This window comes from Actinomycetospora sp. CA-101289, from assembly GCF_050955895.1.
Taxonomy (GTDB): domain Bacteria; phylum Actinomycetota; class Actinomycetes; order Mycobacteriales; family Pseudonocardiaceae; genus Actinomycetospora.
Genome location: NZ_CP192093.1, coordinates 2455175 through 2468136 on the forward strand (window position 1 = coordinate 2455175; position 12962 = coordinate 2468136).

Sequence of the window (12962 nt, forward strand, 5' to 3'; positions counted from 1 at the left end):
GACATCCATGTCCCGTGTGCAGCTCGCCCTGCGGGTCTCCGACCTGGAGGGCTCGATCCGCTTCTACAGCTCTCTGTTCGGGGTGGAGCCGGCCAAGCGGCGCCCCGGCTACGCCAACTTCGCGGTGGCTGAGCCGCCGTTGAAGCTGGTCCTGTTGGAGGGCGAGGCGGACCGGCCGACGGTGATGGACCACCTCGGGGTCGAGGTCGAGTCCACCGACGAGGTCAACGACGCCACCGAGCGGCTCGACCAGCTCGGGCTGTTCACGCAGGTCGAGGACGACACCACCTGCTGCTACGCCCGCCAGGACAAGGTCTGGGTCCAGGGCCCCGGCCAGGAGCCGTGGGAGGTCTACACCGTCAAGGAGGACTCCCCCGACTTCGGCACCAACGGAATCATCACCACCATGCCCGACCAGGGCACCAGCGCGGCGAGCGTCGAAACCAACGAGGCCTCCACGTGCTGCGGGGTCACCGCGTGCTGCTCGCACGAAGAGCAGGCCACCGAGCCCGGAGTGACCGCCACCGAGGCCAAGACCGCGTCGGGCTGCGGATGCGTGGCATGACCACCGATCACTTGGATGGGTCGCTGCGGCGCGCGAGCGGGTCCGCACCCGCTACGCGGCTGCGGCCGGCCAGGTCCGCGCCGGCCAGCCTGGGCTGCGGCAACCCGCTCGCGGTCGCCGAGCTCGTCGCCGGGGAGACCGTGCTCGACCTCGGGTCCGACTCCGGGCTGGACGTGCTGCTCTCCGCCCGCCGCGTCGGTCCCGACGGGTTCGCCTACGGGCTGGACCTGACCGACGAGATGCTCGACCTCGCCCGCCGGCACGCCGCCGAAGCCGGCGCGACCAACGTCGAGGTCCTCCGCGGGTACATCGAGGCCATCCCGCTGCCCGACGCCTCAGTGCACGTGGTCATCTCCAACTGCGTGATCAACCCGTCGGCGGACAAGCCCGCGGTGTTCGCCGAGATAGCTCGGGTGCTGCGGCCGGGAGGACGGATCGGTGTCTCCGACCTCGTCGCCGACGACCAGGCCGACGCGGCCACCGTCTCGGAGGCGGCCGCATCGGTCGGGGCATGACCGACGTTCTGCGCCAGAGCGCCTACCGCATTGAGCTGGAGGAGGCCGGGCTCGTCGCCGTCACCGTCACCGCCACCAACGAGGTCAGCGCCGGCGTCTTCTCCGCCATCATTCAGGCCTCGCGCACCTGAACCCGCCAGGCGCACACTCGACCGATGGACCGGCAGGCGGTTCACCACGAGTACGAACCCGCGCGGGCGGGGCGCTGGGCCGCCGGCGCCGACGCCGTCGAGGCGGTGGAGCAGAAGGCCCGGACCCTGCTCGCCCAGGCCGACGCGCACCGCCGGGTGTCGTCCTCCCTCGACCACGACGACGCCGGCTGATAGGACGGCGCCCGTGGCGGAGACCGGCGAGGTCCTCCTGAACACGGACGACCTCCGCGCGGTCACCGGGTTCGCCGCGGGCTGCGCCGGCACCGTCCTGGGCCTCTACGCGAGCGCGCACCCCGCTGACCCCCGTCCGCGGGATGCGATCGACGCCGCGTGGGCCTTCGCCCGCGGTGGGCGACGCGGGAAGGCGCTGCGCGACACGGCGTGGGCCGCCCTGCGGGCCGCGGGGGAGACCGACGACGAGGCGGCCGAGCACGCCGCACGGGCGGCGATGGCCGCGGCCTCCGCCGCGTACCTGCACCCCCTGGCCGACGCCCACCAGGTCAAGCACGTCCTCGGGGCCCCCGCCCACGCCGCGCGGGCGGCCGAGCTCGCGGCGGGGGGTGACGAGGACGTCGCGGTCGAGCACCTCGCGCGGGCCCGGGAGCGCTGTCCCGCCGAGGTCGTCGCCGTCCTCGTGCGCTTCCCGGCGGCGCCGGCCGGCGGCGGGCGGGTCGGCAAGCTGCTCCGCGACCTGGACGAGGTGCTCCGCCGCGTCGGCTAGAGGCCGCCACACGTGGCCGCCACGGCCTCCCGCGCGACCGACTGGACGTGCCGCCACCGGTCGGGCAGGTGCTCGGCCGGCGCCATCTCCGCCAGCGCGCGGGCGTCGGAGGAGGGCACGGACGACGGTGGCGAGGCGGTTCTCGCTGGTGGGCGGGACTGTCGGGGGTCGGGTCTATCTTCGAACACATGAGCGAAGGTGGGGTTGTCGGGCAGGTCGAGCGGGAGGCGCTCGACCGGGTCCGGGACGGCATCACCGCGCTGCACGCCGCTCAGTACCGGTTGCTCGAGGACGTCGCCGACCTGCAGCGCCTGGGCGTCGCGCGCCAGACCGGTGACCGGTTCACCGAACGCCTGCTCGAGGACCTGGGGCGGCTCAACCGGCGTGACGCGGACCGGTTGGTCGACGAGACCGCCGACTTGGTCCCGCAGCTCGCGTTGTCGGGGGAGCCGCTGCCGGCGCGGCTGCCGTGCACGGCGACGGTTTACGCGGCGGGCGAGATCGGGCCGGGGCATGTGGCGGTGATCCGGCGGACCATGGCGCGGCTGGACAAGGTCGATGGACTCGATCCCGCGGACTGGGTGTGGGCGGAGGCGACGCTGGCCCAGGACGCGACCGAGCTCTCGCCCGACGCGCTGGCTCGGGCGGCGGCGCGGGTGCTCGCGCATCTGGACCCGGATGGGGCGGCGCCGGATCCGCGGGAGGAGCGCGACGACGAGCTGCTGATCTCTTCGCGGCGTGACGGGACGTTGCGGATGACCGCGACCTTCCGCGGGACGGTGAACGCCGAGATCGTCCGCGAGGGCTTCGACGCCGCCTCCACCCCGGCCGGTCCGGACGACGACCGGACGCTGGGCAACCGGCAGGCCGGGGCGCTGGTCGAGTTCGTGCTCGGCGCGCAAAGTGCTGGCGGCATCCTGGCCGACGACGACACCACCGCAGACTCCAGCGAGCCTCAGCCCGAGTCCGCGGGATCAAAGCCGGAGGTCGAGGACGCGCTGATCCCCGCGCCGCGCACGCCCGAGCCGCCGGCAGCGCTCCGACGCCGGCAGCCGCCCCGCTCGATGGGGCGCCCGCTCCTGAACATCACCATGGACCACCGCTGGCTCCAGGCCGCCATCGGCCACGGCACCCTCGACTCCGGGCACCTCGCCGACGCCGCCACCGTCCGCCGGTGGGCGTGCGACGCCGAGATCATCCCCATCGTCCTGGGCTCCAAGTCCGAGCCCCTCGACGTGGGGCGCCTGGCGCGCACCGCCACCGACGCCATCCGCCGCGCGCTGAACCTCAGAGACGGCGGCTGCGCTTTCCCCGGCTGCACCCGACCACCCCGGCGCTGCCACGCCCACCACATCCACCACTGGCTCGACGGCGGCGACACCGACCTGAACAACATGGTGCTGCTCTGCCAGCACCACCACCTCGTCGTCCACCACGACCACTGGGTCATCGACATGATCGACGGACTGCCCTGGTTCACACCACCGCCGTGGATCGACCCCGACCAACGACCACGCCTCGGCGGCCAGTCCCGTGTCCCGGGTGGCCGTCGAGAACGGGCTGGGTAGGCTCTGCGCGCCGCGGTCGAACAGACGGCCGCTTCGTGATCGGGGTGCGGCCCGCGGAGGCTCTGCGCTCGTCCGGTCCGTCCGCTGTGGCTCCCCGCCCGTGCTCCGGGCGCGGGTGAGCGCGCGCGTCCGACGGCCGACGGCGCGGGACGTCCGCACGGTGCCGCCCTCGCGTCTCGTCGCGACCGCGAAGTGGGGGATGACTGCGTTGCACCCGGGCCAGTCCGAGCAGCTCGTCGTGGCGCTGCGCAGAGCCGCGCAGCAGCTGCTGGAACAGCACAGCATCCGGGACCTGCAGCAGACGCTCTCGGAGATCGTCGTGGCGGCGGTCGAGACGGTGCCCGGCGCGACGGCCGGCGGCATCTCGGTGGCCGAGGACGGCGTCGTCGGCTCCCACAACCCCACCAGCCGCGACATCTCCGAGCTCGACCGCCTGCAGGGCGAGCTGCACGAGGGGCCCTGCATCACGGCGCTCGAGGAGCCCGCCGACGACGGTGTCGTCATGGCCGAGGACCTCGCCGGGCCCGACGCGGAGCGGTGGCCGCGGTTCGCGCCGGCGGCGGTGGACTCGGGCTACCGGTCGATGCTCTCCATCCAGCTCGCGAGCGGCGGGCGGATGCGGGCCGCACTGAACCTCTACGCCCCCGAGCCCCACGTCTTCGACCGCGACGCGCGCGTCACGGCCGGTCTGTTCGGCGTGCAGGCGGCGGTGCTCCTGCACGGCAGCGAGCAGGCCGAGCACCTCGGCAAGGCCGTCGACAGCCGCGACGTCATCGGGCAGGCCAAGGGCATCCTCATGGAGCGCTTCGGGGTGGACGAGTCCGAGGCGTTCCGGCTGCTCGTCGAGTCGTCGCAGAGCACCAACCTCAAGCTCGTCGACGTCGCCCGATGGCTCGCGAACGAGGCCAACCGACGGCAGCCGCGCCGCAACACCGACGGCCCGCCGCTGCCCGAGGTGGCGGCCGCCGACATCGTGCCGCCCGAGCACGAGGAGCACTGACCCGCACCGGCCTCACCCACCGTCCAGCACCACCGCACCGTGGGGCGTGCGCAGCTCCGCGCGCAGCACCGGAGGCCCGTCGGCGACGGTGACGCACCCTGCGAGGCCGAGCCCGGCGAGGCGGCGGCGCAGCTCGGGGGCGTGCGGACCGGCGAACACCAGCCGCTCGAGGCGCACGCCGGCGTCGGGGAGGGTGTCGGTGGGGTGCGCGCCGTCCCACGCGATGAGCGTCGGCACGAGGCCGCTCCCGTCGCCGGGCAGCGACCCGTCGGCCGGCACCGTCACCGCCCACGCCAGGTCGCCGCGACGCAGGCGCAGGCGCTCGCCGTGGTCGTCCAGGTCGGGCGGCAGGGCCGTCGGGCGGGCGACCCAGTGCAGCAGCCGCGGGCCGTCCGCGAGGCGGGACCGCACGGCGTCGGTGTCGAGGCCGAACCAGCGCGGCCGTCCCGGCGGCGGCGCGTCCGGGTCGACGGCGATGAGCTCGAGGTAGGTGCTGCCGCCGAGGGCGAGCAGCGCGTTGTGGGTCCCGAACGCGACGTGGCGGCCGCCCTCGGCGAGCGGGACGCCGAGCTGCTCGGCGAGGGCCGGCACGCCGTGGGCGAGGTCGGTGGTGGCGACGACGAGGTGGTCGACGGCGGGCGTCGGCGGCACGGCACTCCCGGGGACGGCGGCGGGTCGGGGAGACGGTACCGAGGGCAATGAGTACGAAAACAATACTGCATTGTTGTTGGTAGATACCGATCCTGCTAGCGTCACGGGTCAACCCACTCCGGAGGAGGCCGTGATGGCACCGACCGTGACCTCGGAACGTCGCGCGTGGATCGGGCTCGCCGTGCTGGCGCTGCCGACGCTGCTGCTCTCGCTCGACATGAGCGTGCTCTACCTGGCGCTGCCGGCCCTGTCCGCCGACCTCGGCCTGGGCCCGACGGCCCAGCTGTGGGCCATGGACGTCTACGGCTTCATGATCGCGGGCTTCCTCGTCACGATGGGCACGCTCGGCGACCGCATCGGACGCCGCCGCCTGCTGCTGATCGGCGGCGCAGCGTTCGGCGTGGCGTCGATCGCCGCGGCGTTCTCCACCAGCGCCGGGATGCTCATCGCGACCCGCGCGCTGCTCGGCGTCGCCGGCGCCACGCTGATGCCCTCGACGCTGGGCCTCATCCGCACGATGTTCCCCGACCCGCGGGCCCGCGGGACGGCGATCTCCATCTGGATGAGCTGTTTCATGGGTGGGATGACCGTCGGCCCGCTGGTCGGCGGCGTGCTGCTCGAGACGTTCTGGTGGGGCGCGGCCTTCCTCATGGGCGTGCCGGTGATGGTGCTGCTGCTCGTGCTCGGGCCGGTGCTGCTGCCCGAGTCGCGCGACACCGGCGCCGGTCGCCTCGACCTCGCCAGCGTCGCGCTGTCGCTCGGCGCCGTGCTGCCCGTGGTGCACGGGCTCAAGGCGCTCGCGGCCGACGGCGTGCACCCCGGCGGGGTCGCCGCGCTGGCCCTGGGCCTCGGCATCGGCGTGCTCTTCGTGCGCCGCCAGCTCCACCTGGACGACCCGCTGCTCGACCTCAGCCTGTTCCGCCACCGCGCGCCGGCCGGGGCGCTGGCCATCGGGCTCGGTGGCGGGGTCGTCATGGCCGGAACGTTCCTGCTGCTCACGCTCTGGCTGCAGCTCGTCGCCGGGCTCTCGGTGCTCACCGTCGGCCTGGTGCTCGCCCCGCTGCAGGCGGCGATGGTCGTCGCGTCGCTGCTCGCCCCGCGCCTCGTGCGCACGATCCGCCCCGCGCGCGTGATGGCCGCCGGGCTGGTGATCGGTGCCATGGGGCTGGCGGTCGTCGGGCTGCTGGGCGCCGGGGCGGGCGGCGGGACCGTGGTCCTGCTCGGCGGGTTCCTGCTCGCCAGCGTCGGCATCGCGCTGCCGGTCGCGCTGGGCACCGACCTGCTCGTCGGCTCCGTGCCCGAGGAGAAGGCCGGCTCGGCCGGCGCGCTGTCCGAGACCAGCGGTGAGCTGGGGATCGCGCTCGGCGTCGCGACGCTGGGCAGCCTCGCCACCGCCGTCTACCGCGGTTCCCTCGTGCTCCCGCCCGGGACGCCGACCCCCCTCGCGGAGGCGGCCCGGACGGGGCTCACCGAGGCGGTGGCCGCCGGCCCCCCGCCCGCCGTGCTCGACGCCGTGGAGTCGGCGTTCACCACGGGGCTCGGGGCCGCGGCCACCGCCGGCGCGGTGGTGTTCGCCGTCCTGGCCGCCCTCGCCCTGGTCGCCTTCGACCGCGTCCCGGTGACGGCCGCCGCCCCGGCCACCGTCCCGGACGTCGAGGCCGACGCCGAGCGCATCCCGGCGCCCGCGGCGGCGTGACCGGGCGCGCCGCGTACCGTGCTCGCCATGTCGGGCTTCCCGTGGCCGCCGCGCGACACCGATCGCAACCGCATCCTGTACCGCGCGCAGGCCGTGATCTACGGGCTGATCACCGTGTACTTCTTCCTCTTCGCCCTGGCCTCGGGCGCGTTCGTCCCCTGGGCGATCTTCACGGTGGCGCTGGCGGCGACGGTGGTGGTCGGCGTGGGACTGCTGCTCATGCGGGCCCAGCGCCAGGCGGCGACCACGGCCACCGAGGCTCCCGACCCGGCCGCCCCCGCGGCCTGACCCGAGCTCAGGCCGGCGGGCCCGTCGCGACGGTCTCCCACCGGCGGGAGAGGGCGTCGAGGTCGGCGATCAGCCGCTCGGCGCACGCCGCGTGCTCGGCCATGAGCTCGTCCTCGAGCGCGCTGACCCGCGCGTGCACGCGGGCGAGCGCCGTGCGGCCCTCGTCGGTGAGCCCGAGCAGCTTGCGGCGGCCGTCGGCCGGTGCCTGCGTGCGCTCGATGAGGCCCCGCTCCTCGAGACGCCGGCAGACGTCGGCCATGGTGGAGCGGTCGAGGGCCACGGTGTGCGCCAGCGACCCCTGGTCGAGGCGGGGATGGGCCTCGACCGTCGCCAGCACCGCGTACTGCGGCCCGGTGAGCACCGGGTCCACCCGGCGGCTCCACGCCGCCGTGTACGCCTGGTGCAGCCGCCGGGCGAGGTAGCCCGGGGCTCGACTGATGACCTCGGGCGTGCCCGGACCAATTTCCGTGTTCGTCGCGTCCCCCTCGCGTGACATCCATCTACTGTGACACAACCAAGTGATACACAACTCGTTGTGGCGCGCCCTCTCCCGCTGAGCGGTCGTCCGTTCCGGACCACCGGACGTTCGGTTGGTTCTAGCCCCTCAACGCAGTGCTTCGCCACCCAGCCGTCGCCAGGGTGGCACGCTTCGCGCCCGTGGACGAGATCGCGGAGTGGACCCGTGCCCAGCAACGGGTGATCGCCCTGGTGACGGGCCTGCCGGCCGCACGGGCGGCGACCACCGTGCCCGCCTGCCCGGAATGGACGGTGCGTGACCTCCTGTCGCACATGGTGGGCCTCGGCGCCGACGTGCTCGCGGGCGACGAACCGGACGACCACCACGCCACCTGGACGCAGCGGCAGGTCGAGGCCCGGCGCGACCGGGACGTCGACGCCCTGGTGGCCGAGTGGCAGGAGGTCGCCGAGCCCCTGCGGGCGTGGATGGCCGAGCACGGGACGCGCCCGCTCGGCGACGTGGTGATCCACGAGCAGGACCTCCGCGGCGCCCTGGGGGAGCCCGGCGGGCGGGACACGCCGGCGATGGCCGCGATGCGCGACCGGTTCGCCGGCCGCTTCGCCGCGCGCCTGGACCCGGCGCTCCCGCCGATCGCCCTCGTGGGCGAGACATGGTCCTGGGGCTCGGCGGGCGACCCGGCCGACGCGGCGGTCGAGCTGCGGGCCTCGGACTTCGACCTCGCCCGCGCGCTGGTCACGCGCCGCTCCACGGCCCAGCTGCGCGCGTGGACGGTGCGCGGCGACGTGACGCCCCACCTCGAGGCCTTCGCGCTGCTCGGCGCCCTGCCGGAGCGCGACCTCAGCGAGTAGCGACCGAGGCCGGCACCTGGCTCGGGAACAGCAGCCGGACGTCGTCGAGCGTGACGAGCCGCAGGTGGATGACCTGCTCGACGACCGCGACGCGCCAGCCGCGGGTCTTGTCGTTGAGCCGCAGGCCCCGCAGCCAGCGCTGCGCGTGCCGGAACGCCTCGCTCTGGGTCTTCGGGCTGGGCGCGGGACGGCCCTCGGCGCGGTGCCACTCGGCGATCTGGTCGGCGTCGCCGTGGACGTCGCGCGGCGTGCTCCCGGGCCCGGCCGTGGCGGCCGCGATGATCGTCGGCCCGCAGGCGGCGACCAGCACCGACCACCACGTCTCCGCGGTGGGCAGCGAGGTGTCGACCGTGCGCTCGGCGAGGTCGCCGCTCGTTCCGGCGCCCGCGCCCGCCACGGGGGCGAAGCGCAGCAGCGCCAGCGTCAGCTCCTGGCCGTCCGGGAACCACAGGCCCAGCGAGGAGCGGTCGTCGCGGACCAGGAGCCCGTTGCCGACGCGGATGCGGTCCTTGCCCGGCACCCCGGGCACGAACAGGGTCAGCAGGCCGCCGTGCCGCTGCCGGTTGATGATCAGGTAGGCGTCGTCGCGCACCTCGATCTCGGCTGCGAGCCGGGACACGCGGTCGTCGGGGACGGCCACGTGGCGGGCGACGCCCGCGCCGCGGTCGCCGCGGCCGATCGTGATGCGGTCGCCCCACGGCACCGACTGCGTGCGCTCGGAACGGACGTCGAGCACGGCGAGGCCACCGGCCGGCAGGTTCGGCCCCCCGGGACGCGACAACGGGCGCGCCGCCGGACGGGCCGGACGGGCGGCGGGTCGCGTCACGTCACCTCCCGGGGCGGCTGCCGGGAGCTGCGTCAGCCGCTCCCGTCCCGGGGGCGGTCCGCCGGGCGACGCCACGATACGCCGCGCACCGGTGCCGTCCTCGGGGTGAAGCGCCTCAGCGTCCGGGCGAGCGTCGTCGGCCTTTCGACCACCGCGGTGCCGCCACCGGCACCAGCATCTCCGCCACTGCTACCCCGGGACCCCCCGACGAAGTCCCGGGGTACCCCGGCCGGCCCCCGCGCCGGAGCCGGCCGAGGTGGTGGCGGAACGGGCCCCGGCCGACCGGCTGCCCCCGGTCGTGCCGGGCCGCGCACGTGCAGGGCGTGCGGCGCCTGGCGTACTGCTTCAGGAGGGGCCAGCGACGACGGGGTCGGCTCGGTCGCCGACGCCGTCACCACCGGGTCGGACGGCGGCCGCGAGAACGCGGCGGTGACGACCACGCGGCCGACGGGGACGTCGCGGCCCGCCAGCAGGTGCAGGAACGTGCGCTCGGCCGTGCGGCGCGCGCCGGAGTCACGGGCGTGCTCGAGGTAGCCGCCGAGCAGCTCGTCGGCGAGCACCTCGAGCGGCCAGCGGGCGGCGACGTCGGCGAGGTCGTCGGGGTTGAGCTCGACCCACAGGTGCGGGGCGGCGACGCGCTGCCCGCGCGGGGTCCACACCAGCGACTCCTCGGACGCGAGGCGCCGGGCGGCCGCGCGGACCAGGCCGTCGCCCTGCACCCAGGGGCGGCCGAGCAGGCGGCGCAGCGTCCGCCGGACCCGGGCTCCGGTCGACGGCGGGGTGAGGTCGGTGGTCGGCAGGGCGCCGAGCACGGCCGACGGGTCCGCGGTCCCGCGCGACGGGCGGCCGCTCCAGCCGACGAACACCCACGCCAGACCGGCGGTGCCGGCGACGAGGACGACGACGAGCAGCCCTAGCACGAAGGAGCCGGACGCGATCCACACGAGCAGCAGCAGGCCGAGCGTGCCCAGCCCCGCGAGGCGCGGCCAGGTCAGGGGAGCGCTCACCACACCTCCGCGGGGGTCGAGGTCACCCGGCGCACGTCCGCCGGTGACTCCGAGTCAACCGTGGGGGAAGCGTCCCCGGCCGTGCCCGTTCGGGAAGTATTTCCCGGAGCGCTACCCGCCCGCCTGCTGCTCCAACGGCACGAGGACCTCCTGCATGGCGGGGCTGTCGACCGGCCCGCCCTGCATCCGCGCGAGGAACGCGATGACGCCCGCGGAGCCCCAGTGCCACGACGGCTCGCCGCCGAGCGTCCACGTGCCGCCCTGGCGGGTCGCGCCGAAACGGTGCTCGGGCGTCGCGACGGCGAGCAGCCACGCCCGGGCGTCGAGGGCGGCAGCGGAGAACTCCTCCTCGCCGGTGACGCGGCCGAGCGTGTCGAGGAACCAGCCGGTGCCCGCCGCCCCGCTGTTGGTGGCGGTGTGCACCGTACGGCTGCCCTCGTACTCGGCCCATGCGCGCCCGATCGGCTCGTCGAGGGCGACGTCGACGAGCCAGCGGCCCGCGGCGCGCGCCCGCTCGAGGTGGCGCTCGCCGCCGAGCATCGCGTGCGCCTGCAGCGACACCCAGCCGATGCCCGCCGCGCCCTCCTCCATGCCCGTCGCGCGGTTCGTGTTGTCCGGGGTCAGCGGGTCGGGGCCCGCGCCGAGCAGGATCGGCCAGGTCAGGCCGCGCCCGGCGGGCTGGGCGGTGCGGTCGAGGAAGCCGAGCGCGGACTCCGCGTCGCGGCGCCACCGCTCGTCGCCCGTGGCCTGGTACATCCGCAGGAACGCGAAGGCCGCGCCCGCGGTGCCGGACAGGAAGCCGGTGTTGCGGCGGGGCTCGTCGGCGCGCTCGGGAAGGCCGCCGTCGGCGTCGAGGCGGCTGGAGAGGTACGCCGCGCCGCCCGCGGCGTGCGCGGCCAGCACCGGGTCGCCCGAGCGCTCGGCCAGCACGCTCAGCGCGTAGACGATGCCGGCCTGGCCCTCGCCCATCCCGTGCCGGTACGAGGGCGGGCCCGCGCCGCCGTCGTCGACCCACGCCCAGCGGCACATCCGCGGGCACGCCACGCCGTCGACGCCCTCGGCGCGGCCGACCACCCAGCCGATCGCCGCCCGGGACGCGGCGCGGTAGCGGTCGTCGCCGGTGACGTCGCCGAGGCGCCAGAGGACCTCGGCGATCCCCGCCGCGCCGTCGTCGAACGAGGTGTAGGCGCGCGCCGCCGGGCCGTCGGCGTCGACGTAGTCGGGGACCCGGCCGCCGCGCGCGGCCCCGACGAGGAAGTCGCCGGCGGCGCGGGCCCCGGCGAGGTGGCGCGCCCGCACCGCCGGGTCGGGCGTCGCCGCGGCGAGCGCCATCAGTCCGTGGGCGATGCCGGCGGCGCCGACGTCGCGGTCGGTCTGGCGGTGCGGGGCCTGGATCGCGCTCGTCCACGCCCGGGCGCCGGTCGGGCCGTCGGGGCCGAGCGGGTCGGGGACGGCGTCGGCGACGAGCCGGTCGCCGAACACGGGGTCGGGGCCGCCGCCGGGCCCGGCGAGCGCGACCGGCTCGGCCGCCGGGGCCCGCGAGCAGCCCGCGGCCAGCAGGAGGGCGGCGAGCAGCACGAGGACCGCCCTCACTCGGGCCGTCACCGGGCGACCACGGCGGCGCGCGATCCCGCGTTCACCGGCGACGGGGCCGCGGCCGGCGCGACGACGCCGAAGGTGGCGCCGCGGGCGCGCAGGGCGTCGATGGCGCGCGGCAGGTAGTCGAGCTGGGCGGGCGGGCAGCCCACCACGTCGCCGGCGTCGTGGAGCAGGATCATCGCCTGGTCGACGGCCTCGGTCAGGACGTAGTCGACGAGCGCGTCGGCGCCCGGGCACTGGAAGTCGCCGGGCCGGTTCGACGACCACTTCCAGTGCACCCCGCCCGACATGCCCAGCCGGGCCAGCGCCGCGTCGCCCGCGGGGGAGGGCTGGCCGAAGGGGTAGCGGAAGAGCGTGGGCCGCGCGCCGGTGATCTCGGTGAGCACCTGGTTCGTGCGCTCGATCTCGACCTCGGCCTCCTGGGGCGTCAGGTCCGGGAACCAGGGGTGGTCCCAGGCGTGGTTGGCGACGACGTGGCCCTCGGCGTGCAGGCGCCGCACGAGGTCCGGGTTCGCCGCCGAGTGGTCGCCCTGCAGGAAGAAGGTGGCGGGCACCCGCTTGGCGGCCAGCACGTCGAGGATGTACGGCGTGAGCTGCGGCGACGGGCCGTCGTCGAACGTCAGGGCGATGCGGGGACCGCGCGCGGGGCCGGGCGTCGGCGGCAGGGCCAGGTCGGCCGCGGTGGGGGTGTAGCGCGGCCCGGCCACCGGGGCCGGACCGTCGGCGCGGCCGGCGGCGCCGGCGAAGGAGCCGGCGAACGACGCCACGACGGTGGCCAGCAGGGCCACGAGGAAGAAGATCAGCGAGCGGACGTTGCGACGCCGGTCGTCGAAGGACACGCGGCTCAGCGACGGAGGCGGGCGCCGCGGCGCACGATCCGCACGAGCAACATCACCGTGAACAGCACCGTCACCGCCATCAACATCGCGGCCATCGTGTTGATGCCCGTGGTCGCGGCCAGCGCGAGGCCGGTGCTCCCGCCGCCGACCACGCTCGTGAGGTACATCGAGTGCTCGCCGTACATCCCTGCGCTCCGTCCCCTCTCGAT

General features: G+C 75.8%; 18 protein-coding genes. 10 read left to right on the forward strand and 8 right to left on the reverse strand.

Going from position 1 to position 12962, the window contains the following annotated elements:
• Window positions 1–7 precede the first annotated feature (7 nt).
• From ACQPX6_RS12230 to ACQPX6_RS12250, 5 genes are read left to right on the forward strand one after another with little or no spacing between them, the layout of a single operon-like run.
• Window positions 8–565 carry an ArsI/CadI family heavy metal resistance metalloenzyme gene (locus ACQPX6_RS12230; protein ID WP_433787584.1) on the forward strand — a complete coding sequence of 186 codons (558 nt, stop codon included), beginning with the start codon at window positions 8–10 and terminating at the stop codon, window positions 563–565.
• Window positions 562–1080, forward strand: coding sequence for a methyltransferase domain-containing protein (locus tag ACQPX6_RS12235; protein WP_433787586.1), 519 nt, complete (start codon window positions 562–564; stop codon window positions 1078–1080). The genes ACQPX6_RS12230 and ACQPX6_RS12235 overlap by 4 nt, the downstream gene beginning before the upstream one ends.
• Window positions 1077–1211: a hypothetical protein gene (locus tag ACQPX6_RS12240; RefSeq protein ID WP_433787587.1), complete on the forward strand. Its 135-nt coding sequence runs from the start codon at window positions 1077–1079 to the stop codon at window positions 1209–1211. Before ACQPX6_RS12235 ends, ACQPX6_RS12240 begins: the two co-directional genes overlap by 4 nt.
• Window positions 1212–1235: 24 nt before the next feature.
• Window positions 1236–1403: a hypothetical protein gene (locus ACQPX6_RS12245; RefSeq protein ID WP_433787588.1), complete on the forward strand. Its 168-nt coding sequence runs from the start codon at window positions 1236–1238 to the stop codon at window positions 1401–1403.
• A 13-nt stretch (window positions 1404–1416) separates the two neighbouring features.
• A complete protein-coding gene (locus ACQPX6_RS12250; protein ID WP_433787589.1) occupies window positions 1417–1953 on the forward strand; it encodes a putative immunity protein in 537 nt (178 codons plus the stop codon).
• Here the strand turns inward: ACQPX6_RS12250 and ACQPX6_RS12255 are convergent.
• The gene (locus ACQPX6_RS12255; RefSeq protein WP_433787590.1) at window positions 1950–2072 is read right to left on the reverse strand and encodes a hypothetical protein; all 123 of its coding nucleotides are present in this window, start codon (window positions 2070–2072) and stop codon (window positions 1950–1952) included. The two genes, ACQPX6_RS12250 and ACQPX6_RS12255, sit on opposite strands and share 4 nt — an antisense overlap.
• 69 nt (window positions 2073–2141) lie before the next feature.
• Here ACQPX6_RS12255 and ACQPX6_RS12260 point away from each other — a divergent pair, with 69 nt between their 5' ends.
• Both ACQPX6_RS12260 and ACQPX6_RS12265 read left to right on the forward strand, forming a co-directional pair.
• A complete protein-coding gene (locus ACQPX6_RS12260; protein ID WP_433787591.1) occupies window positions 2142–3521 on the forward strand; it encodes a DUF222 domain-containing protein in 1380 nt (459 codons plus the stop codon).
• A gap of 199 nt (window positions 3522–3720) precedes the next feature.
• The gene (locus ACQPX6_RS12265; RefSeq protein ID WP_433787593.1) at window positions 3721–4521 is read left to right on the forward strand and encodes a GAF and ANTAR domain-containing protein; all 801 of its coding nucleotides are present in this window, start codon (window positions 3721–3723) and stop codon (window positions 4519–4521) included.
• A 12-nt stretch (window positions 4522–4533) separates the two neighbouring features.
• Here the strand turns inward: ACQPX6_RS12265 and ACQPX6_RS12270 are convergent, their stop codons facing one another.
• Window positions 4534–5172 (reverse strand): VOC family protein, encoded by a 639-nt coding sequence (locus tag ACQPX6_RS12270; protein WP_433787594.1) that lies wholly within the window; start codon window positions 5170–5172, stop codon window positions 4534–4536.
• A 133-nt stretch (window positions 5173–5305) separates the two neighbouring features.
• Between ACQPX6_RS12270 and ACQPX6_RS12275 the strand changes: the two genes are divergently transcribed.
• Together ACQPX6_RS12275 and ACQPX6_RS12280 are read left to right on the forward strand one after the other, a co-directional pair.
• Window positions 5306–6868 carry an MFS transporter gene (locus ACQPX6_RS12275; protein ID WP_433787595.1) on the forward strand — a complete coding sequence of 521 codons (1563 nt, stop codon included), beginning with the start codon at window positions 5306–5308 and terminating at the stop codon, window positions 6866–6868.
• A 27-nt stretch (window positions 6869–6895) separates the two neighbouring features.
• Window positions 6896–7156, forward strand: coding sequence for a hypothetical protein (locus ACQPX6_RS12280; protein WP_433787597.1), 261 nt, complete (start codon window positions 6896–6898; stop codon window positions 7154–7156).
• Window positions 7157–7163: 7 nt separating this feature from the next.
• Here ACQPX6_RS12280 and ACQPX6_RS12285 read toward each other — a convergent pair whose 3' ends face one another.
• Window positions 7164–7652 (reverse strand): MarR family winged helix-turn-helix transcriptional regulator, encoded by a 489-nt coding sequence (locus ACQPX6_RS12285; protein ID WP_433787598.1) that lies wholly within the window; start codon window positions 7650–7652, stop codon window positions 7164–7166.
• A 161-nt stretch (window positions 7653–7813) separates the two neighbouring features.
• On the opposite strand from ACQPX6_RS12285, the gene ACQPX6_RS12290 reads away from it, so the two are divergent.
• On the forward strand, window positions 7814–8482 hold the full coding sequence (locus ACQPX6_RS12290; RefSeq protein ID WP_433787599.1) for a maleylpyruvate isomerase family mycothiol-dependent enzyme: 669 nt from the start codon (window positions 7814–7816) through the stop codon (window positions 8480–8482).
• On the opposite strand, the gene ACQPX6_RS12295 is transcribed toward ACQPX6_RS12290, so the two are convergent.
• The 5 genes from ACQPX6_RS12295 to ACQPX6_RS12315 all read right to left on the reverse strand — a co-directional run bounded on the left by ACQPX6_RS12295 (window position 8472) and on the right by ACQPX6_RS12315 (window position 12938).
• Complete coding sequence (locus ACQPX6_RS12295) at window positions 8472–9308, reverse strand: hypothetical protein (RefSeq protein WP_433787600.1); 837 nt, start codon at window positions 9306–9308, stop codon at window positions 8472–8474. The genes ACQPX6_RS12290 and ACQPX6_RS12295 overlap by 11 nt on opposite strands.
• A 32-nt stretch (window positions 9309–9340) precedes the next feature.
• Window positions 9341–10315: a hypothetical protein gene (locus tag ACQPX6_RS12300; RefSeq protein ID WP_433787602.1), complete on the reverse strand. Its 975-nt coding sequence runs from the start codon at window positions 10313–10315 to the stop codon at window positions 9341–9343.
• A 111-nt stretch (window positions 10316–10426) separates the two neighbouring features.
• A complete protein-coding gene (locus ACQPX6_RS12305) occupies window positions 10427–11920 on the reverse strand; it encodes a lanthionine synthetase LanC family protein (RefSeq protein ID WP_433787603.1) in 1494 nt (497 codons plus the stop codon).
• Complete coding sequence (locus tag ACQPX6_RS12310; protein WP_433787605.1) at window positions 11917–12753, reverse strand: polysaccharide deacetylase family protein; 837 nt, start codon at window positions 12751–12753, stop codon at window positions 11917–11919. Before ACQPX6_RS12310 ends, ACQPX6_RS12305 begins: the two co-directional genes overlap by 4 nt.
• A gap of 5 nt (window positions 12754–12758) precedes the next feature.
• Window positions 12759–12938, reverse strand: a complete 180-nt coding sequence (locus ACQPX6_RS12315) for a hypothetical protein (protein WP_433787606.1) — start codon at window positions 12936–12938, stop codon at window positions 12759–12761.
• Window positions 12939–12962: the final 24 nt, after the last annotated feature.